The following is a 19,502-nucleotide window of genomic DNA, read 5'->3' on the forward strand; positions in this document are numbered from 1 at the left end:
TTCGGTGTTCGGTGTTCGGTCTAGTCAGGGTCTTCCGCGTTTCGGCGTCTGTTCGGCGACACCGTGCCGTAGCGGGGGTGATCGTCCACTGTCCTTCGTCGAGTGCACGGATCCTCGGCGCGAGCGTGCCCGGCGCCAGTTCGTCGTAATCGGGGACGGGAAGATCGTGACGACTCATATGGTCGGCTACCCGTGCTCGGTGGCCGGGCAAACCCGGTCGAGCCGGTCCGAAATCTCGCGGGGCACGAACCCGTCGAGGCCGGGCCGGGCGACGACACGCCGACTCGCCGGGGAATAACGACGGCGTACGGATACGTTCGTACATCGATGGGCCCGCCGAGTCGTCCGATGACGGCGAAATGGTGCAATAGACCGAGACCGCGACCCGAGCCGCCGTGTGTGGCCATGAGGAGGATCGAGCATGAGCAGGATCTACGACAACGTCACCGAGCTGGTCGGACGGACCCCGATCGTCAAGCTCAACCGTCTGACCGAGGGAGCCGGCGCCACCGTCGCCGCGAAGCTCGAGTTCTACAACCCGGCCAACAGCGTCAAGGACCGCATCGGTGTCGCGATCGTCGACGCCGCCGAGAAGTCCGGTGAGCTGAAGCCCGGCGGCACCATCGTCGAGGGCACCTCCGGCAACACCGGTATCGCGCTCGCCATGGTCGGCGCTGCGCGCGGCTACAAGGTCATCCTCACGATGCCCGAGACGATGTCGACCGAGCGTCGCGTGATGCTCCGCGCCTACGGCGCCGAGATCGTCCTCACCCCCGGCTCCGAGGGCATGAAGGGTGCCGTCGCGAAGGCCGAGGAGATCGTCGCGAACACCGAGAACGCGATCCTCGCCCGCCAGTTCGGCAACCCCGCGAACCCGGAGATCCACTACAACACCACCGGTGAGGAGATCTGGAAGGACACCGCCGGTGAGGTCGACATCTTCGTGGCCGGCATCGGTACGGGCGGCACCATCACGGGCGCGGGCCGCAGGCTCAAGGAGTACAAGCCGGACGTGAAGGTCGTCGGTGTCGAGCCGGTCGACTCGCCGATCCTCAACGGTGGCGAGCCCGGACCGCACAAGATCCAGGGCATCGGCGCCAACTTCGTGCCCGACGTGCTCGACCGCGAGGTCTACGACGAGATCGTCGACGTGTCGTTCGAGGATTCGATTCGTATCGCGCGCGATCTGGGCACCCAGGAAGGCATTCTCGGCGGCATCTCGTCGGGTGCGATCGTCTGGGCGGCCCTCGAGCTGGCGAAGCGTCCCGAGAACGCCGGCAAGCTGATCGTCGCCGTCGTCTGCGACTTCGGTGAGCGGTACATCTCCACCCCGCTCTTCGAGCACATCCGGGACTGATCGCCGTCGTGGGTATCCTGCACACTCTCCGGGAGGATCTGCAGTCTGCGCGCGGCCACGATCCGGCCGCGCGCAGCGACGCGGAGAACGCCATCGTCTATTCGGGGCTGCACGCGATCTGGTCGCACCGCATCGCGCACCGGATGTGGCAGGTGCCCGCCCTGAAGGGACCTGCGCGGATCCTCGCGCAGTTCACCCGGTTCCTCACCGGCATCGAGATCCACCCCGGTGCGACCATCGGCCGGCGCTTCTTCATCGACCACGGCATGGGCGTGGTCATCGGTGAGACGGCCGAGATCGGCGACGACGTGATGCTCTACCACGGCGTGACGCTCGGCGGCCGGTCGCTGGCGAAGGAGAAGCGTCATCCGACGCTGGGCAACCGGGTCACCGTCGGGGCGGGGGCGAAGGTCCTCGGCCCGGTGGTGATCGGGGACGACAGCGCGATCGGCGCCAACGCCGTGGTCACCCACGACGTGCCGGCGGATTCGATCGCAACGGGTATCCCCGCGACCGTCCGGTCCCGCAAGAAGCACGAACCGCTCGTGGATCCGACGACGTACATCGATCCCGCGATGTACATCTGAGGTCGCGTCCTCCCGAAACACGAAAGAGGGGAGGATATGTGCGAGTTCTCCGTCGAGAACGTACATATCCTCCCCTTTTTCCGGGATCAGCCCTCGTAACCGAGCGGGTACAGCACCGACTTGGTTTCGCAGTACGCCTCGACGCCCTCGGGACCGTTCTCGCGGCCGATGCCGGAGTTCTTGTAGCCGCCGAACGGTGAACCCGGATCGAATGCGTACCAGTTGATTCCGTACGTGCCGGTGCGCACGCGCGAGGCGATCTCGAGGCCCTTCTCGACGTCGGTGGTGTACACCGAACCGGCCAGGCCGTAGTCGGAATCGTTGGCGATCTTCACGGCCTCGTCGACGCTGTCGTAGGGAATCACGCAGATGACGGGTCCGAAGATCTCCTCGCGGGCGATGGTCATGGAGTTGTCGACGTCGGCGAAGATCGTCGGTTCGACGAAGTAGCCCGTCTCGATGCCCTCGGGGCGACCACCGCCGAGCACGAGACGCGCGCCTTCCTCCTTGCCCTTGGCGATGTAGGACTCGACGCGATCGCGCTGCTTCGCGGAGATCAGCGGACCGAGTTGTGCGCCTTCGGTATCGGGCAGTCCGACGGGGAAGAAGGCCGCGGTCGCGGTCATCTTCTCGATCACCTCGTCGTAGCGCGACCGCGGCGCGAGGACGCGGGTCTGCCCGACGCAGGCCTGACCGGTGTTCATCAGGCCGGACATCACCAGCATCGGCATCGTCGAGTCGAGGTCGGCGTCCTCGAGGATGATCGCTGCCGATTTGCCGCCGAGTTCGAGTGAGCAGCGCTTGAGTCCGCGCGCGGCGATCTCCCCGATGTGACGACCCACGGCCGTCGAACCGGTGAAGGTGATCTTGTCGACGTCGGGGTGCGAGACCAGGTACTCGCCGGTCTCGGCGCCGCCGGGCACGAGTGAGAGGACGCCCTCGGGAAGTCCTGCCTCCGTGAAGATCTCGGCGAGGACGTTCGTCGTCAGCGGCGATTCGGGAGCGGGCTTGAGGACCACCGTGCATCCGGCGAGCAGGGCGGGTCCGAGTTTGTTGAGCATCAGGAACAGCGGCACGTTCCACGCGATGACGGCGGCGACGACGCCGACGGGTTCGCGGCTGACGCGGCTGCGACCGAACAGGCCGGTGCGCTCCTCGGTCCATGGGAACGAATCGGCAAGCCCCGCATAGTAGTCGAGTGTGGCCAGGCCCGACGTCAGCTGCATCATCTCGACCGAGGCCGGCGGCTGGCCCATCTCCGCGGTGAGCGAGGCGCCGATCTCCGCACGACGCTCCTCGATGAGCTTTGCTGCCTTGCCGAGGATCTCGGCGCGCTCGCTCGGGGTGGTGCGCGACCACGGGCCTTCGTCGAAGGCCGTGCGGGCGGCGGACACCGCGGCATCGATGTCCTGCGGTCCCGCGACGGGCACGGAACCGACGCGCTCTTCCGTGGCGGGGGAGAACACCTCGAGTCTCTCGTCGGTCGACGGTGCCACCCATCGGCCGCCGATGAACAACTTGTCGTAGTCGGTCATGTCGCTTCCTCACCTGGCTGTGCTCGTGTATCGGCCGCATTCGTGTGACCTCGAACACTAGAACGCGTTACAACTATTGACCAGGGGGTGACCAGACCGGACGGGATGGGAAGGCTCGATCCCCGAGATGGCAGCGACGGTGCAGGAGCCGAATCTCCTGCTCGAACTCGGGAACGGGCCCGTCGACGACGGCCTCCGGCACGACCTCGCGGATCGGCAGCGGACGTACCGGTGCCGGCGGCACGCCCATCTCGCCGAGCCACCGGACCAGTTGCTCGGAGGACGCCGCGTAGACGATCCGCCCCAGGCCCACCCAGCCGTGCGCGGCCGCGCACATCGGGCAGTGCTCACCGGAGGTGTAGACGGTGGCGGCGGCACGCCGGTCGGGTTCGAGATGTTCGGCCGCCCACCGCGCGAGCGCGAACTCGGGATGCCGGGTGCGGTCGCCGCCGGCGATGCGGTTGCGGTCCTCGGCCAGGACCGTGCCGTCCGCGTCGACGAGCACCGACCCGAACGGCTCGTCACCTGCCGCGACCGCCTCCTCCGCGAGTTCGACGCACCGCCGCAGATGCTGCAGATCCGTGTCGTTCACCATGGACGTCTCCTTCCTCCCTCGACTGCACCGTAGGGCGGGGGAGGAGCCGGGTGGCGCGAATCGGCGACCGTCACCACACTGGAGGGTGCCCAACGGTCAGGAGACATGTCATGGCGGAGAACAATCCGTTCGGGTTCGACCCCGAAGATCTCGACCGCGTGGTGCGGGAAGCCGGTGAGGAACTGCGGGAACTGAAGGACCGTATCTTCTCCTTCCTCGAACCGCCGGTGGCGCCGACGCGCACGCAGCCGCGGCCCGAGACCACCGGTGAGAAGGGCGACGGCGTCTGGGTCGTCTACACCACCGAGGACGACGGCGTGGCCCGCGTCGACCAGGTCCATCGCACCGAACTCGACGCGCTGCGCACGCTCAAGGGCAACACCGACCCGCGACGCTCGGTGCGGTTCCTGCCCTACGGGATGAGCGTGAGCATCCTCGATCGCCCGAGCGCCACCGAGGGCGGTGCCGCAGAGGAGAGTGCCACCGGCGACACCGCTCCCGACGACGCCGCGACCGGCGAGAACTGATCAGTTCTAGCCACCATCGTGGATGTAGGAGGCGAGCTGGTCGCGTTCGGTCTGTAGTTCGTCGATGCGGCTCTTGACCACGTCGCCGATACTGACGATCCCCACCAGCCGAGCGTCCACCACGACCGGTAGGTGCCGGATCCGTTGTTCGGTCATGGTCTCGGCGAGACTGTCGACCGAATCGGTGGGCAGGCAGGTCGTCACCGTCCGCGACATCAGTTCGTGTGCCGGGGCGGCGAGGATCGACGGTCCGCGTTCGTGCAGGGCGCGTACGACGTCGCGTTCGGTGACGATCCCGGCGACGGTCTTGCCCTCGCACACCACCATCGCGCCGATGTTGAACCGCGCGAAGTCGCCGATGAGCTCGCACACCGTGGTGTCGGGCTCGACCGTGTGCACCGCCGAGCCCTTGTTCCGCACAATGTCAGCAATCCGCATCCGGTACCGCCGATCTGCTCGCAGAGCATCCCGGCGGCCCCTCACCGGTTTCCGCCGGGACTCCGATGTGGTCCTCAGGGTAGGCCGGAAAACCGGGTGTGCCCGATCAGGTTATCCAGTCGTGACCTGCGGCGACGATCGATGCGCCGGTGAGGGTGCCCAGTGCGCCGAGTTCGGCGGGGACGATCTGCAGGTCCTGCACGAACCGTAGGCGGGCGTGCCGGGCCGCCGACGCGAGCATCGGCCGCCACAGGTGCCCGCCCGATTGCGCGAAGCCGCCGCCGACGACCACGCGTCCCACATCCGTCAGTGCCGCTGCCGACGCGATGACCTGGCCCAGTGCCGTCCCGGCCCGTTCGAGGGCCGCGGCGGCGACGCCGACCCCGGCCTCGGCGTCCGTGGCCAGCGCGACACCGTCGGGGCCTTCCCAGCCGTGGGCACGGGCCCAGCGCACCGCCGACGGGCCGCTCGCCACGGTCTCGATGCAGCCGACGCCTCCGCACGCGCACACCGTCGTGCCGTAGGGCGAGACGACGTGCCCGATGTGGCCGGCGTTTCCGGTGCGGCCGCGCACGATCCGGCCGCCGAGCACGAGACCGCCGCCGATGCCGGTGCCGAGCACGACCCCGAGCAGGTCGGCGACATCGCGTCCGGCACCGAAGCGCTGTTCGGCGAGGGTCGCGGCCGCGCCGTCCATCACCGGATCGACGCGGGCGTCGGGGAACACCGAACGCACGGCGTCGACGAGTGCGAAGCCGGAGCTCCACTCGGAGATGTTGATCGGGCCGATCGTCCCGGCGTTCGTGTCGACCGGTCCTGCCGCAGCGATACCCACGGCGGTCACCGGTCCCTCGCCGATCTCCGCGACCTCCCGCAACAGTCCCGCGCACGCGCCCCACACGTCCTTCCGGGGGACCGGCACGGATCGGGCTTCGAGCGGGGTGCCGTCGTCGGCGGCGACGGCCGCGGCGAGCTTGGTGCCGCCGACGTCCAGGGCCAATGCGGTCATGGCGACGACACTAAGCGACGGGTCAGCGTCGGCGCAGGACCAGTACGAGGTTGCTGGCGAGGAACTCCCGGACGCCGGGCACGTCCACGAGCCACCACGCCCAACTCGGGTGGTAGCGGGGGAAGGCCGCGAGCAGTTCGCCATCGGGTGTCGAACGTGCCCAGCGCAGACCGTCGCTCGCGCCCACGTCGAACAGCGACACCCCGTACCGGTTCTTCGGCTCCCTGCCGTGCTTGCGCGCGTAGCGCCGGGCCGCGTACTCGCCGCCGAAGGCGTGCCACGGACCGGTCTCGTGCCCGCCGAACGGTCCCCACCACAGGGTGTACGACAGCACCATCAGTCCGCCGGGCCGCGTGACGCGCAGCATCTCGTCGGCCATCACCCACGGCGTCGCGACGTGTTCGGCGACGTTCGACGAGAAGCACACGTCCACCGACCCGGTGCGCAACGGCAGCGCCAGGCCGGAGCCGCGGATCGCGCCGCCCACCTGCAGGCCGGCGGCGTGCATCTCCGACGGGTCGGGCTCGATCGGCACGTAGCGCGAACCCACCTCGGTGAACACGTCGGCGAAGTAGCCCGGTCCGCCGCCGACGTCGACGACCGTGGTGCCCGTCAGATCGGCGCCGGTCAGACCCGTGTAGAGATCGCCGATGAGGTCGACGGTGTCGCGCGCGAGACCGCCGTAGAACTTCTCGGGTGCTGTCTGCTCGAACCGGAAGCTGCCGAGCAACCCCACGGAGCGGCGCAGTGTGGCGCGGCGGGCGAACAGCCGGGTCACGTCGGTGCGGGGTCGGGTCGTCGATGGCACGTCCAGTCACCTTAGTGCGGGCCTCACACTCGTCCCTCACCTGTTGCCGCCCGGCACCCGCTACTGTGTCCCTGTCATCGTCCGAGTCACATCTGCCCGGCCGGGTGGTCGAGTCGACATACAGGGGGTCACCGCGTGCGGGAGGTTCTGCTGCTTTGCTGGCGCGATAGCGGACATCCGCAGGGTGGTGGCAGCGAGCGGTATCTCGAACAGGTCGGGGCGCAGCTCGCGGCGCGCGGCGTCCGCGTCGTCCTGCGGACTGCCTCCTATCCGGGAGCCGCCGAGCGAGACCGGATCGACGGCATCACCGTCAGCCGCGGCGGGGGACGGCTCACCGTCTATCCGCGCGCGCTCGCCGCGATCCTCGCAGGCAGATTCGGTGTCGGCCCCCTCGCCGGTATCCGTCCCGACGCCGTCATCGACACCCAGAACGGCATTCCGTTCTTCGCCCGGCTCGTCGCCGGTGCGCCCGTCACGGTGCTCGTGCACCACTGCCACCGCGAACAGTGGCCGGTCGCGGGCAGGCTGATGGCCAAGCTCGGCTGGTGGATCGAGTCGTCGCTCTCGCCGCGCGTGCACCACCGCAACCAGTACCTCACCGTCTCCCTTCCGTCCGCCGACGAACTGCGCGCTCTCGGGGTCGACCGGGAGCGGATCGCGGTGGTCCGCAACGGTGTCGACGCCGTTCCCGCCGGTGTCGCGGTGGGTGGCGACGACACGCGCACGGCCCACCCGAGCGTGTGTGTGCTCTCGAGGCTGGTGCCGCACAAGCAGATCGAGGACGCCCTCGCCGCGGTCGCGGCGCTGCGCGGCACCGTCCCGGGTCTGCATCTCGACGTCATCGGCGGCGGCTGGTGGGAGCAGAACCTCCGCGATGCGGCCGCCGAACTCGGCATCGGCGACGCCGTCACCTTCCACGGCCATGTCGACGAGCAGCGCAAGCACGAATTGCTCTCCCGCACCTGGATTCACGTGATGCCCTCGCGCAAGGAGGGGTGGGGACTGGCGGTGGTCGAGGCCGCCCAGCACGGTGTGCCCACCATCGGTTACCGCAGCTCCAAGGGATTGACCGACTCGATCATCGACGGCGTGACCGGTGTGCTCGTGGACTCGCCCGCCGAACTGACCGCCGCCGTCGCCGATCTGATCGCCGACGCCGACCGTCGTCGTCAGCTCGGCACCAAGGCCCGCATCCGCGCGGGCGAGTTCTCGTGGGAGGCCACGGGAGAGGGCGTGCACGAGGTCCTGTCCGTCACGACCTTCGGGCACACCGTCTCAGGACTGTTCCCGCGCGCCGACGAGCCGTCGACGCTCGCCGACCCGCTGCCCGAGCGCGCAGCCAACGCCGCCGGCCAGTACCAGTAGCCACACGACGTGCGCCCCGATCGCCAGGGCGCGATGGGGTGACGGGGTCGAAGTGACTCCCTCCACCCGGTACAGGCTCAGATCCTCGTCCTGATAAGCGGTCTCGAGGGCTCCGAGCGTGCTCTGCGCGTCACCGAGTTCGCCCGGCGTGCCGTGCTCGACGAGCACCCAGCCCACCCCGCGGGCGGCGAGCGCACTCGGATCCGCGCCGGACAGCAGCAGGGCTTCGACGTCCTCCGCGCGACGACCCTCCCCGGCGACACTGCCCTCGGCGACGATCAGGGTTCCGGTCTGCAGGACGTCGGCGCGCAGCATGCGCGGGGACGGATCGAGCACCGGTACGGGCCCGGAGAAGTCGAAGACCCGGAACATGCCCACGGGCAGCACCGCCACGTCGCCGTCGTCGGCCGTGGCGATCTGCGACACCTTCTCCCAGCCCAACGGATAGCGCACGGGCTGCAGTTGCCCGCCCACACCCCACACCAGGTCGGGCAGCGCGACCAGCACGGCGGCGATCGCGGCCGCCGCCCACACCGGTTCGGGCGCCACGAAGCGCCGGGCGAGGACGGTCGTGCCGGCCGCCGCGGCGAGCGCGTAGGCGGGCATCGCCCACGCGACCCACTTCTGGGTGTCGCGCAGCAGTCCCGCGCCGGGCACGTTCACCATCGCCCATTCGCCGACGGCGAGTCCCGGGCCGGTCGCGGCGAGGGCGATGACGAGCACCGCAAGGACGGCAGGCACCGCGACCGCGACGATCACGGAGTTCCTACGTCGCCGCCACAGTGCCGGCACCCCGCACGCCACCACCGTGAGCAGCAGCAGGGTGCCCATCAGCGCCCATGCGGTAGTGCGCGAGGTGGGGACGGATTCGGCGTTCCAGATCCCGCCGAGCCCTGCCACCGAACCGATCGTGCCGAGCAGTGGTTCGGCCCGGGCGGCGAAGGCGCGCACACCGGCCGGGTCCGCTTCGGTGCCGCCACCGGCGAGCGCCGTCGCGATCAGCCACGGCAACGACACCGCGACACCCAGCGCGAGTGCGCCGCCCACGCGCGGCAGCACCCGCGTCCGCCCACCGGGCGCGACGAGGACGGCGCAGGCCGTCACGATCGCCAGCAGGGCACCGGTCGGGGTCAGCCCCGCAGCGGCCAGGCAGACCGCCAGCGACGCCCAGCCGCCGCGTCTCCGTCGCCGGATCGCGACGACCGCACAGATCGTCCACGGCAGCGCGGCGTACCCGGCGAGCAGACTCCAGTGGCCCTGCAACAGCCGCTCGGCGACATAGGGATTCCAGATCGCGACCGTCGCCGCGACGAGCCGGGCGCCGGTTCCGCTCGTCGGCAGCACCACCGCGACCAGCCGTGCCGCACCCCATCCCGCCGCCCACAACGACGCGACGAGCAGCGCCGTGACCGCGACACCACCGTCGACGACGGTGCTCACCCACGCCAGCAGGGCGTCCTGCGGCACCGCGCGGGCGGCGGCGTCGGACAGACCGAGCGCAGAATCGGTGAGGAACGATCGGGGAGTGCTCACCGCGTCGCGGAAGAGCAGGTAGCCGGGGGAGACGAGGAACGGACCGAGCACCGCGACCGTCAGGACGAGGGACCAGACCGCCGGGAGAGCCGCCGTCGTGGACATGCGGGACGACTCCGGGCGGGACATGGCGGCAGAATACGGTGTCGTTCCGGATGGGAGGATGAGCGGATGCCGCGAACACCCCGACCCGCGTCGGAGGGAACCGAGACCACTCGTGGTTCGACGACGGGAACCGCCGTCACCGGCATGACACTGGTGACGGTCGGCGCGATGACCGCGAACCTCGCGTCCTATCTGTTGCACCTGCCGGCGGGACGCTGGCTCGGGCCCGCCGGATACGGCGAGTTCGCGAGCCTGCTCGCCGCGCAGCTCGTCCTCGCCGTGCCGGCACTGGCGTTGCAGACGGTCGTCGCCCGGGAGGCCGTGCACGGCACCGGCGCCGCGGCGCTGCGTCGTCTCGGTTACCGCTGCGCCGTGCTCGCCATCGTCGTCGCGATGCTCCTCGTGCCCGTCGTGGCGTGGGCGCTCGACACGAGTGTCGGCGGGGCGTTCGGGTCGCTCGTCACCGCGCCGCTGCTCGTCCTCCTCGCCGCCGAACAGGGCCTGCTGCAGGGCCGGGGCAGGTTCGCAGCGCTCAGCGTCGTCCTGTCCGCCGCGGGCGTCGCGAAGGTGGTGCCGGCCGTGGCGGTGCTCGCCGTCGGAGGCGGCCCCGGTGCCGCGCTGTTCGCCGGGGCGCTCGGCACGGGTGCGGTCGCGCTGGCCGCGAGTGTGCTCGTGGGCCGGACGTCGGGTGGACGGACGGAACCGGTCCCGACCGCCGGGGCGGTGCTGCGTGCCTCCCAGGTGCAGCTGGCCCTCATCGCGCTCACGTCGCTCGACCTGCTGCTCGCCCGCATGCTGCTCGATCCCGATTCCGCCGGGTTGTACGCGCTGGGGGCGGTGGCGACGAAGGTCGCCTTCTGGTTGCCGCAGGCGGTCGGTGTGGTGCTCTATCCGCGGATGGCGAATCCCGCCCAGTCGGCGGCCGCGGTGCGGTCGGCGCTCACCGTCCTCGTCGCGATCGGCGCGGTGCTCGTCGCCGGCGCGGCGATCTGCGCACCGATCGTCCCGATGCTGGTCGGCGACGCCTACGGGCCGGTGCAGTCGCTGCTGTGGCTGTTCGCACTGCAGGGCGCGTGTCTGGCCGTCCTGCAGGGCGCGCTGCTGTCGGCGATCGCCGGGGAACGTACCCATCTCGCGCTCGTCGCGTGGGTGGGCCTCGCCCTCGAGGCGGTGCTGATGTTCACGGTGGCGTCGACCCTGCGGCAGTTCATCGCCGTCGCTGTCGGTGTGGCCGCCGCGACGGCCGCGGTGGTCGCGGTGCTCGCTCTGCGCGGTGCTGCAGTGGCCCGGTCGTCCACGGACGACGCGGTGACCCCGTCCACCGACGAGTCACCCGCGAACGACACCGCCCCCCACCGGGATCGGTGAGGGGCGGCTCGGTTCGTCTACCGGACGATCACTCCTGCGTCGGAGGCTTCCGCAGATCGGTGCGCGGGATCTCCTGCGTTCGATCCGTCGTCCAATCACGCTGCTGCGCGTTCGGATCGGTCTGGCGCGGGATGACCTCGGTGCGGTCCTCGGTGTGATCGCGCTGCGCGCCGCCCGAATGCGCCGGGCCGACCGTGGTCGTGGCCGGACCTGCCGGGGCGGGACCGCCGGTCGCGGTGGCCGGACGACGGTTGCCGCCACCGCGGATGCCGAGCACGAAGCCGACGATCAGCAGGATGACGCCGAGGATGCCGAGGATGATCGGCAGGGTGCGGCCGAACAGCGAGATGGTGTCCTGGCCGTCCTTGGCCTGGCCGATCTGGTACTCGATCGTCTCCTCGTCGAACGGCAGCGTCACGTTGAGGACCGTCACCTCGGGCTTGTCGGCCTCGCGGGCGTAGTACTGGTCCTGCTGCTCCTGGCCCTTGACGACGACACCGGTGACCGGGTCGACCCACAGGTCGCGGATGTTGTTGTACCAGCGGGTCATCGTGATCGGCTCGTCGCCCTCACCGACACCCCAGGTGGAGGCGGGCAGGCTGAGCTTGTAGGTCGGGACCTCGGGGTCGGCCTTCGAGAGGTCGACCGGCCCGATCTCCTGGCTGAAGTGGTAGACCTTCATGCCGTTGATCTCCTCCTCACCGACGAAGTCGATGGGGAAGTTCTCGCGAGCGTTGATGTCGTAGTACGGGTACGACTCCTGCTGGACGTCGAACGGGAACTTGTACTGCAGTCCGGCGCGGTTGTCGATCTCCACCGGCGGCTTGTCGGCGCTCACCTGGATCGTGCTCACGCGCTCCGGGAACTCCTCCTCCGAGACGGGCATGGAGGTCTTCCGGTCGATCGTGAGACGGTCGACGACGGCCGAGACCAGGCCCGTGTCCCCTTGCATGTCGAGTCGTCGCACGGTCTGGCCTGCCTGCAGCGTCATGACCTCGGCGTTCGAGGGATCCTCGACGGTGACGAAGCGCTGCGCGACGATCGGCACGTCGCGATCGACCTGCGCGTTGCCGGCGAGCAGCTGACGGGAATTGAGGATGTCGCCCGTGCCTTCGGCGACCGTGGTCACCTCGAGATCGAGCGGTGTCGTTCTCAGCTTCCCGAGCGTGTACGTCGGCACGAGAATCGCGATCACCAGGAGGAAGGCCCCCAGGCCCACCAGAATCATTGCCAGTATCCGGCCGGAGCTCGAACGCTCAGCCATGCTTTCTCCTCACTCAACGGTCGTCATCGAGTACCCCCACCGGCAGCAGCAGGGCTGCACGGATCGCCTGGCATCCGGCCCGCGAACACCACGTGAGCTCAGACACTAACAGCCCGGTATGGCAATATGCGCGCCCGCTCGCCGCTGGGATGGATCGGTAGTCGATCTTCGTCGCTGCCGGGATCGTCCCGTTCCGGGTGATCCTGCTCTGTCCACCGCTCCCGCGACACGGCACACTGGTGCCCGATGACCACTACCACCGACCGGAACCGCAGCATGAGCGGATTCCTTCCGGCACTCGAAGGAATGCGCGGTTTCGCCGCAGTGGGCGTGTTGATCACCCACGTCGCGTTCCAGACCGGCGCGGTGCACGACTCAGTGATCGGCCTGGTGTGGGCGCGGTTCGACCTCGCCGTCGCCCTGTTCTTCGCCCTGTCCGGTTTCCTGCTGTGGCGACCGCACGCCGCCGCGGCCCGCGCGCTCGGTCCGTCCCCCTCGACGACCCGCTACTTCCTCTCCCGCGCGACCCGCATCCTCCCCGCCTACTGGACCGTCGTGATCCTGGTGCTGTGGTTGCTGCCCGGCGCGGGCGGCGGCGCGACGGTGTGGTGGTCGAATCTCGCGCTCGTGCAAGTGTTCGTCCCACTGACCCTCACCGAGGGCCTCACCCAGATGTGGAGTCTGTCGGTGGAGGTGGCCTTCTATCTCGTGCTGCCGCTGCTGGCGCTGGCGGTGAGCGGGCTGCGCGGGGACGCCGCCCGTTACCGCGTCCCGCTGCTGCTCGCCGTGAGCGCACTGTCGCTGCTGTGGGCGTGGCTACCGGTCGGCACCCCCGACCACATCAACCACACCAACTGGCTGCCCGGCTACCTGCCCTGGTTCGCGGCGGGAATGATCCTCGCCGAACTCGTCACCGGCCCCGAGACGTGGATGCACCGCTTCGCGGCGCGGCGCACGGTGATGGGAGCGATCGCCGTCGCCGCCTTCGCTGCCGCCACCACCCCGCTGGCCGGACCGGAGACGCTCACCGATCTCGCACCCACCGAATATCTCGCCAAGATCGCCCTGGGCGCGATCATGAGCTTCGCCCTGCTCGCCCCGCTGACCCTCGCACCGCGCCGGCAGCACCGCGTCCTGGCGAGCCCGGCCGCACTGGCCGTCGGACGCTGGTCGTACGGCGTGTTCATCTGGCATCTCGCGGTGCTGTCGATCGTCTTCCCCGTCTTCGGGATCCCGGCTTTTGCGGGGCACTTCTGGTTCGTCCTGACGGTGACGGTCGTGCTGAGTCTGGCCGTCGCGTCCGTCAGCTACGCCCTCGTCGAGGAGCCGGCGCGGGCCGCCTTCCACCGCTGGGACAAGGCCCGGCGCGGTACCGCCGCCAGGCCCACCGCGACCACGCCGACGAGCGCCGCGAACTGAATCAGGAACGAGTGCCCGACATATCCGTCGGGTGATCGCCACGGCCCGGTGGACAGCAGCGCCATCGCCAGCATCGTCGCGCCACCCGCGGTGCCTACGAGCACACGCGACGCCAGGACGGGGCCGTGGCGCACCGCGAGCGCACCGATCCCCACCGCGCCGGCGACCGCGACGGCGGCACCGGCCCATCCCGCGAGGAGCGTCGCGGCGACCAGCACACCGGTCAGCGCGAGAACCGACGAACCCCAGGTGCGCGGCATCGGACCCGGATCCTCGACCCGCCGCCGCGGCCACACGGCCGCCGCGAACAACGGGACGAGCAACAGCAACCCGCCGAAGATCCCGAGCCGGTACCAGCGGTCGGTCGCGAACTCGAGTGTCAGCGTCTGCTCCGGCCCGGCCGGCACGATCCAGCCCTGCTGCCAGCCGTCCACGACGACCGGCGTCGCCACGGCACCGTCCGGGGTGCGCGCCACCCAGCCGACGTTGGTGCTCTCGGGCACCACCACGAGCCGGTCCTCGTCGCCCGCCGGAACCGTCACTTCGCGCAGGTTCTCCGTCCAGCGGCCCTTGTCGAGTTCCGTCGGCTCCGCGACGGGCGCGTCGGGACCGGGGACGTCGAGCCGAAGGCCCGAGACGACGAAGGCCGCACCGGGATCGACGTCGATGTCGACCCGGCCCGGGTTCATGCCGACGACGTCGGTGCCGCACAGTGTCGCGGGGACCTCCACGCCCGCCGCGAGATCGGCGACCCGCGCGGTGAGCGACGTGCGGTAGCTGCGTCCGTCGATCTCCACGACGGGTCCGCGCTCGCAGTCGACGGTCACCGTCTCGTCGTAGACGGATCCCTGTGCCCCGATCGGCCCGTCGTCGCCGAGCACCGACACCTCGGCGAGCCCGGGCGGGGTGAGTTTCGAGAAACCCAGCACTGTGCGATCGAGGGTGTCGCGCCAGTGCACCACGGTGAGTTCGATCCGGTCCGTGAGGTGCGGGGTCAGATCGACGATCGTGTCGTCACCGTCGAGTTCGCGCACCTGCGGTCCGTTGCCGAGATTCACCGCGACCCGCGACGGCGCGACCGGCAGCGCTCCCAGCGCCGTCCTGATCTCCAATCCCGTGACGCGTTGTTCCTCAGGAAGCTCCAGCGTGAGCGACGGCCGCGGCGCACCCGCTTCGAGCGAGCTCTCCTCCGCGGTCCACGACGTCCGCGGGTCGCCGTCGGTGAGGGCGAACGCCGAGCCATGCAGGTCGACGACGTCGGCGTCACCGCGCGCGACGACCCGATCCGAACGGTCCGCGAGGTCCTCGAGCGCCGGCCCGGGGCGCGCGCGCAGGAGCAGTTCCGGGCGGACCCAGGTCTCCTGCGGCACGTCCAGGGTGCGGGTGAACATGCCGGGTTCCTCGGCGGAGGTGGCGAGTCCCCGCGCGCAACGGACACGGTCGTCGGTGTCGACGCAGCTGCCGCGGCCGGGGAATTCCTGGCCGAGCTGCCATCCGCGTACCGCGGCGTCCTCGACCGGGCCCGGCACCACGATGCGGCGACGGATGTCGATCGGGCGTGGTTCGTTCCGGTCGGTGAAGTCCTCGACGACCACCTCGGTGAGACCGAACTGGTTGCCGACCGTGCCGCGTTCGGTGTGCACGGACGTGATGCGGATCCACGAGGTGGTGCCCAGCGGCAGCGCGACCGTCTGTTCGCGTCCCGGTTCGTCGACGCGCACCGCCGTGCTGCCCCGGTCGGTGGACACCTCGAGCCACTTGACGGGATCGCCGAGAGCACCGGAGCTGGTCGTCAGGTGCAGCAGACCCGCTTCGATCGGCCGGTCGAGGTCGAGCTGCAGCCACTGGCCGATCGCCGATTCGAGTCCGTTGCTGTGCCAGCCGGTCGTCGGATCGCCGTCGACCACCGCGGCCGGGCTGCTTGCGACCGACGTGCCACCGAGCTGGGTGGCATCCGACGCCGCGCTGGACACGCTGATGCGGGCGCCTTCCCATTCGGCCCGGACGAGTTCGGTGTCGGGCACCGGATAGTCGGGGACGGCGTTGTGGGTGCGACGCGGGTCGTCGGCGGTCCGGATCGTCGACGAATGATGGTCGACCTGCCCGTAGTCCGTCTCGCGGTCCGTCGGGGTGTCGGTGACCGTCACCTCGTCGACGGGCAGACCCGCGCGGGCCGCGTCGGCGGCGAGGAGCGTGGGACCGACGAACTCGGGCTGCGCGGTGTTGCGGCGCAGCAGCGCTTCGGGGCCGCCCTGCACGACCGGCACGTCGGCGATGTCCACGACGTAGGGACCGACGGGTGCCGCGGCGGGTTCGGCGACGCGGTAGATCTCCACGGCCGGATAGGCAGGTCGCAGGTCGGCGTCGGTGACGAAGTCGTCGGGGTTGTCGAAGACGATGTCGTCACCGAACTCGGCGACCCGCTCGATGCCCGGCGAACCGTCGAGCGCGCGATGCACGAGTGCCGGTCGCGCGGCGGGAGAGGTGTCGGGATCGAGGTCGTTGCGCACCACCAGGAAGCCGATGCCCTGACCGCGCAGGGTCGCGGCGAGACCGTCGGACGGGCGGCCCTCGGCGATGTCGCGTTGCACGGCGTCGAGGGCACGGATGGCGCCGGGTGGCACGAGCGGGACGGCGTCGCGCACCGCCCACGGCGTCGATGCGAGTGCCTGCAGCGGTTCGTCGCGGGTGAGCCCCCACATCTGGCTGCCGAACGGCGCGCCGGGAACGATGAGGGCGCGTTCGCCGCGCTCGCTCGTGTTGTCCTCGAGCCAGGCCGCCGTGGCGTGCCAGTGCTCGGGGACCTCGTCGAAAGCGCCGCGCGGAGCGAGCCGCCCGGTCCACGCGAGTGAGGTCGCGAGCGTCATCGCGACGAGGATCAGCGTCGTCACCGCGACCATCGGATTGCGTTCGGGATGCGCGAAGGCGTTCCGGGCACGCGTCCACGGCACCGATCCGGGCAGAGGAACGGCGCGCAGTAGGTGCGCGATCCCGAGCACGATCGGCAGTCGCACGAGCGGCTCGAGCTTGTGGACGTTGCGCAGCGGCGCACCGGCGGTGTCGAGGAACAACCGGACCTGCTCGGCGAACGGCGAGTCGAGCTGGCCGACGTAACCGACGCCCATGCCGACGAGACCCACCACGAGGATCAGGGTGAAACGACCGCGCGCGGGCATCGACCGCATCGCGAGACCGGCGAGACCGACCGCGGCCAGGGCGCCGGTGACGAGGACCGCGGCCGGTTGCGTGACGAGCACGGCGCCCGCGATGCGTTCGGGGGAGACGAAGGGCGTCCAGCTGCTGGTGCCGCGCAGCACCTCGGCGAGCGACGTCCATTCGGTGGTGACACCGGACGATTCGATGAAGTCGAGGAAGGGCGGACTGACGCGACCGAGCAGCAGCAGCGGCACCATCCACCAGGTCACCGCGACGACGCACAGCGGCAGCCACCACAGGGTGAAGCGCCACCAGCGCCGGTTCGGACGGTGCGCGGCCCACCACAGCGCCGCGACGAGACAGGCCGCGGCGGTCGCGACCGCGTTGATCGCGCCCATGAGCGCCACCGCCACGGCGGACTGCGCGGCGAGCCGGCGGGCCGAGCCCGGATTCTGCGTGTTCAGATACCGCACCAGCGGCAGCAGCACCCACGGCGCCAACATCATCGGATGTGCTTCCGACGAGATGGAACCGAGCGTCGTGAGGACGCGCGGGGACAGCACGAACACCGTCGCCGCGATCAGACGGGAGCTACGGCTCCCGATACCGAGGGCTTCGGCGAGGCGGACGAGACCCCAGAATCCGGCGACGAGCAGCAGCACCCACCACACCCGCTGGGTGATCCACGGGGGGATGTGCAGCAGTTGACCCGCGGCGAAGAACGAGCCGTGCGGGAAGAAGTAGCCGTACGCCTGGTTCTGCACCTGCCCGAGCGGCGCCACACTGCTCCACTGGTGAGCGGCGCGCGTGAGGAATCCGATCGGGTTCTGCGTCAGGTCGTACTTGGTGTCGGCGACGACCAGGCCCGGAACCTGGGCGAAGGACAGGACCACCGCCACCGCGGTGACTGCGTACAGCCACCGGCGGGACAGCGGTTCGGCGGACGGGAGCTCCGTCTCGCCTCGGTACGTGCGTGAACTCGAAGCGTTGCCGGCGCCGTCAGCGGCTGCCGTACTCAACCTGGTTCAGGAGGGACGAATCGGCGTTGCCACTGCGATCGATCTGAGGGCGCGAATTCTCCTGCACAGCGGCCGTTACGCCGAAGACCGCCACGGCGCCGAGTACGGCACCGACGACCACGCTACCCAGGCCCGGTCCCAGGAACTTCCCCATTCCGTCTCCCCATCTCCAGTGACGCAGGCAGTCATCGCCGGCCGCCACGCTGTCTATCGGTCCGCGCCAAACTATCACCCCGGAAGGCGGTGGTGGACGGTGCGAGCCTCCGAGTCGATCTTTACCGTCGCCGCGGTGCGCTAGACGCCCAGTGCGCCGAGCAGTGTGCGCAGTTTCGCGGTGGTCTCGTCGAGTTCGGCGAGGGGGTCGGAGTCGGCCACGATGCCGCCTCCTGCCCAGGCCACGGCGCGTCGGCCGTCGGAACTGAGCTCCGCGCACCGGATGGCGACGAACCAGTCGCCGTCGCCTTGTTCGTCGCACCAGCCCACCGCGCCGCCGTAGAAGCGCCGGTCGCCCTCGACCCGGGAGATGACGTCCAGCGCGGCCTCGGTGGGGGTGCCCGCCACGGCCGGGGTGGGGTGCAGAACGTGGGCGAGGGTGAGCGCGTCGGTGTCGGGGTCGCGGAGGGTGCCGGTGACCGGCGTGGCGAGATGCCAGACATCGGGTGTCGCGGTGAGCTCGGGCTTGTCGGGGATGTCGAGGTCGCTGCACAGCGGGGCCAGTCGCGTGCGGATCCAGTCGACGACGTAACCGTGCTCGGTGAGGTTCTTGTCCGAGGTCAGCAGATCCTCACCGGCGCGGCGGTCCTCGTCCGGATCGGCCCGGCGCGCGGCGGTCCCGGCGAGGGGACGGCACGTGACGGTCTCGCCACGGCGGCTCACGAGCAGTTCGGGCGTCGCCCCGACCAGCGTGTGACCCCAATAGCGTTCGCCCGCCGCGCTCAGATCCAGCGCGTACGTCGCCGCGTCGGGATGGCGTTCGATCATGCGGGCCGCGAGAGCGAGCGGGTCGAGCGGTGCGTCGGCCTCGAGGGCGACCCGCCGGGCGGCGACGACCTTCTCCATCTCCCCGAGGGACATCTGCTCCACGAGCCGGCGCACCCGCTCGACGTGCACGCGGGGCAGTGGCAGTTCGGCGGAGATCCGCACCGGCGGCAGGTCCGACAGGTCGGGCGGGGCCTGCCACGGGCCGTCGAGGATCTCGACGTCGTCGGGCTGCGCGAGGGCCACCGGACGGTGCCGCGAGAACGGCAGTGCACCGACGACGATCGTCGCCTTACCGCTGCGGAGTGCCTGCGTGGCGGAGTGGACGTCGTCGAAGAACCGGCGGGTGCCGGTGGCGTGCACCGAGCGTTCGGTGCGCGAGAGCAGGAATCCGTCCATGGTGGATCGACAATATCCCTGCCCGCACCCGGCGCCGGTG

16 protein-coding genes are annotated in these 19,502 nt (G+C 70.3%); 6 read left to right on the forward strand and 10 right to left on the reverse strand.

Annotated elements, in window-relative coordinates; translation table 11 throughout:
• Window positions 1-421: 421 nt before the first annotated feature.
• Together cysK and epsC are read left to right on the forward strand one after the other, a co-directional pair.
• Window positions 422-1,357 carry a cysteine synthase A gene (gene cysK, locus K3M35_RS14240; protein ID WP_033096318.1) on the forward strand — a complete coding sequence of 312 codons (936 nt, stop codon included), beginning with the start codon at window positions 422-424 and terminating at the stop codon, window positions 1,355-1,357.
• Between the two features lie 8 nt (window positions 1,358-1,365).
• A complete protein-coding gene (gene epsC, locus K3M35_RS14245) occupies window positions 1,366-1,944 on the forward strand; it encodes a serine O-acetyltransferase EpsC (protein WP_006552687.1) in 579 nt (192 codons plus the stop codon).
• 86 nt (window positions 1,945-2,030) lie between these two features.
• On the opposite strand, the gene K3M35_RS14250 is transcribed toward epsC, so the two are convergent.
• Window positions 2,031-3,479 (reverse strand): aldehyde dehydrogenase, encoded by a 1,449-nt coding sequence (locus tag K3M35_RS14250; RefSeq protein WP_006552686.1) that lies wholly within the window; start codon window positions 3,477-3,479, stop codon window positions 2,031-2,033.
• A gap of 73 nt (window positions 3,480-3,552) precedes the next feature.
• Window positions 3,553-4,074, reverse strand: a complete 522-nt coding sequence (locus K3M35_RS14255; RefSeq protein ID WP_033096317.1) for a nucleoside deaminase — start codon at window positions 4,072-4,074, stop codon at window positions 3,553-3,555.
• 110 nt (window positions 4,075-4,184) lie between these two features.
• Between K3M35_RS14255 and K3M35_RS14260 the strand changes: the two genes are divergently transcribed.
• Window positions 4,185-4,601, forward strand: a complete 417-nt coding sequence (locus K3M35_RS14260) for a hypothetical protein (RefSeq protein WP_006552684.1) — start codon at window positions 4,185-4,187, stop codon at window positions 4,599-4,601.
• A gap of 6 nt (window positions 4,602-4,607) precedes the next feature.
• Here K3M35_RS14260 and K3M35_RS14265 read toward each other — a convergent pair whose 3' ends face one another.
• The 3 genes from K3M35_RS14265 to K3M35_RS14275 form a co-directional block, all read right to left on the reverse strand.
• Window positions 4,608-5,039 carry a CBS domain-containing protein gene (locus K3M35_RS14265; protein ID WP_024102052.1) on the reverse strand — a complete coding sequence of 144 codons (432 nt, stop codon included), beginning with the start codon at window positions 5,037-5,039 and terminating at the stop codon, window positions 4,608-4,610.
• Between the two features lie 106 nt (window positions 5,040-5,145).
• Window positions 5,146-6,048: an ROK family protein gene (locus K3M35_RS14270; RefSeq protein ID WP_006552682.1), complete on the reverse strand. Its 903-nt coding sequence runs from the start codon at window positions 6,046-6,048 to the stop codon at window positions 5,146-5,148.
• Between the two features lie 22 nt (window positions 6,049-6,070).
• Window positions 6,071-6,826, reverse strand: coding sequence for a class I SAM-dependent methyltransferase (locus tag K3M35_RS14275; protein ID WP_006552681.1), 756 nt, complete (start codon window positions 6,824-6,826; stop codon window positions 6,071-6,073).
• 165 nt (window positions 6,827-6,991) lie between these two features.
• Here K3M35_RS14275 and K3M35_RS14280 point away from each other — a divergent pair, with 165 nt between their 5' ends.
• Window positions 6,992-8,221, forward strand: a complete 1,230-nt coding sequence (locus K3M35_RS14280) for a glycosyltransferase family 4 protein (protein ID WP_220666574.1) — start codon at window positions 6,992-6,994, stop codon at window positions 8,219-8,221.
• Here K3M35_RS14280 and K3M35_RS14285 read toward each other — a convergent pair.
• On the reverse strand, window positions 8,132-9,883 hold the full coding sequence (locus K3M35_RS14285) for a hypothetical protein (RefSeq protein ID WP_220666575.1): 1,752 nt from the start codon (window positions 9,881-9,883) through the stop codon (window positions 8,132-8,134). The two genes, K3M35_RS14280 and K3M35_RS14285, sit on opposite strands and share 90 nt — an antisense overlap.
• A 42-nt stretch (window positions 9,884-9,925) precedes the next feature.
• Here K3M35_RS14285 and K3M35_RS14290 point away from each other — a divergent pair, with 42 nt between their 5' ends.
• Entirely contained in the window at window positions 9,926-11,227 is a 1,302-nt protein-coding gene (locus K3M35_RS14290) for a lipopolysaccharide biosynthesis protein (RefSeq protein ID WP_019290885.1), read from the forward strand.
• A gap of 28 nt (window positions 11,228-11,255) precedes the next feature.
• On the opposite strand, the gene K3M35_RS14295 is transcribed toward K3M35_RS14290, so the two are convergent.
• Complete coding sequence (locus K3M35_RS14295) at window positions 11,256-12,491, reverse strand: DUF3068 domain-containing protein (protein ID WP_072740554.1); 1,236 nt, start codon at window positions 12,489-12,491, stop codon at window positions 11,256-11,258.
• Window positions 12,492-12,737: 246 nt separating this feature from the next.
• On the opposite strand from K3M35_RS14295, the gene K3M35_RS14300 reads away from it, so the two are divergent.
• The gene (locus tag K3M35_RS14300; protein WP_033096313.1) at window positions 12,738-13,910 is read left to right on the forward strand and encodes an acyltransferase; all 1,173 of its coding nucleotides are present in this window, start codon (window positions 12,738-12,740) and stop codon (window positions 13,908-13,910) included.
• On the opposite strand, the gene K3M35_RS14305 is transcribed toward K3M35_RS14300, so the two are convergent.
• The 3 genes from K3M35_RS14305 to K3M35_RS14315 all read right to left on the reverse strand — a co-directional run bounded on the left by K3M35_RS14305 (window position 13,799) and on the right by K3M35_RS14315 (window position 19,462).
• Window positions 13,799-18,085, reverse strand: a complete 4,287-nt coding sequence (locus K3M35_RS14305) for an alpha-(1->3)-arabinofuranosyltransferase (RefSeq protein WP_220666576.1) — start codon at window positions 18,083-18,085, stop codon at window positions 13,799-13,801. The two genes, K3M35_RS14300 and K3M35_RS14305, sit on opposite strands and share 112 nt — an antisense overlap.
• Window positions 18,066-18,239, reverse strand: a complete 174-nt coding sequence (locus tag K3M35_RS14310; RefSeq protein ID WP_006552672.1) for a DUF2613 domain-containing protein — start codon at window positions 18,237-18,239, stop codon at window positions 18,066-18,068. Before K3M35_RS14310 ends, K3M35_RS14305 begins: the two co-directional genes overlap by 20 nt.
• A 140-nt stretch (window positions 18,240-18,379) precedes the next feature.
• On the reverse strand, window positions 18,380-19,462 hold the full coding sequence (locus K3M35_RS14315; RefSeq protein WP_064061924.1) for an isochorismate synthase MenF: 1,083 nt from the start codon (window positions 19,460-19,462) through the stop codon (window positions 18,380-18,382).
• Window positions 19,463-19,502: the final 40 nt, after the last annotated feature.

The organism is Rhodococcus sp. DMU2021 (assembly GCF_019641445.1).
Classification (GTDB): domain Bacteria; phylum Actinomycetota; class Actinomycetes; order Mycobacteriales; family Mycobacteriaceae; genus Rhodococcus; species Rhodococcus pyridinivorans.

Excerpts from the sequence above, each read along its gene's own strand:
- cysK (WP_033096318.1), top strand. The coding sequence starts at position 422 with ATGAGCAGGATCTACGACAACGTCACCGAGCTGGTCGGACGGACCCCG.
- K3M35_RS14250 (WP_006552686.1), bottom strand. The coding sequence starts at position 3,479 with ATGACCGACTACGACAAGTTGTTCATCGGCGGCCGATGGGTGGCACCG.
- K3M35_RS14255 (WP_033096317.1), bottom strand. The coding sequence starts at position 4,074 with ATGGTGAACGACACGGATCTGCAGCATCTGCGGCGGTGCGTCGAACTC.
- K3M35_RS14260 (WP_006552684.1), top strand. The coding sequence starts at position 4,185 with ATGGCGGAGAACAATCCGTTCGGGTTCGACCCCGAAGATCTCGACCGC.
- K3M35_RS14265 (WP_024102052.1), bottom strand. The coding sequence starts at position 5,039 with ATGCGGATTGCTGACATTGTGCGGAACAAGGGCTCGGCGGTGCACACG.
- K3M35_RS14270 (WP_006552682.1), bottom strand. The coding sequence starts at position 6,048 with ATGACCGCATTGGCCCTGGACGTCGGCGGCACCAAGCTCGCCGCGGCC.
- K3M35_RS14285 (WP_220666575.1), bottom strand. The coding sequence starts at position 9,883 with ATGTCCCGCCCGGAGTCGTCCCGCATGTCCACGACGGCGGCTCTCCCG.
- K3M35_RS14290 (WP_019290885.1), top strand. The coding sequence starts at position 9,926 with ATGCCGCGAACACCCCGACCCGCGTCGGAGGGAACCGAGACCACTCGT.
- K3M35_RS14295 (WP_072740554.1), bottom strand. The coding sequence starts at position 12,491 with ATGGCTGAGCGTTCGAGCTCCGGCCGGATACTGGCAATGATTCTGGTG.
- K3M35_RS14300 (WP_033096313.1), top strand. The coding sequence starts at position 12,738 with ATGACCACTACCACCGACCGGAACCGCAGCATGAGCGGATTCCTTCCG.
- K3M35_RS14310 (WP_006552672.1), bottom strand. The coding sequence starts at position 18,239 with ATGGGGAAGTTCCTGGGACCGGGCCTGGGTAGCGTGGTCGTCGGTGCC.
- K3M35_RS14315 (WP_064061924.1), bottom strand. The coding sequence starts at position 19,462 with ATGGACGGATTCCTGCTCTCGCGCACCGAACGCTCGGTGCACGCCACC.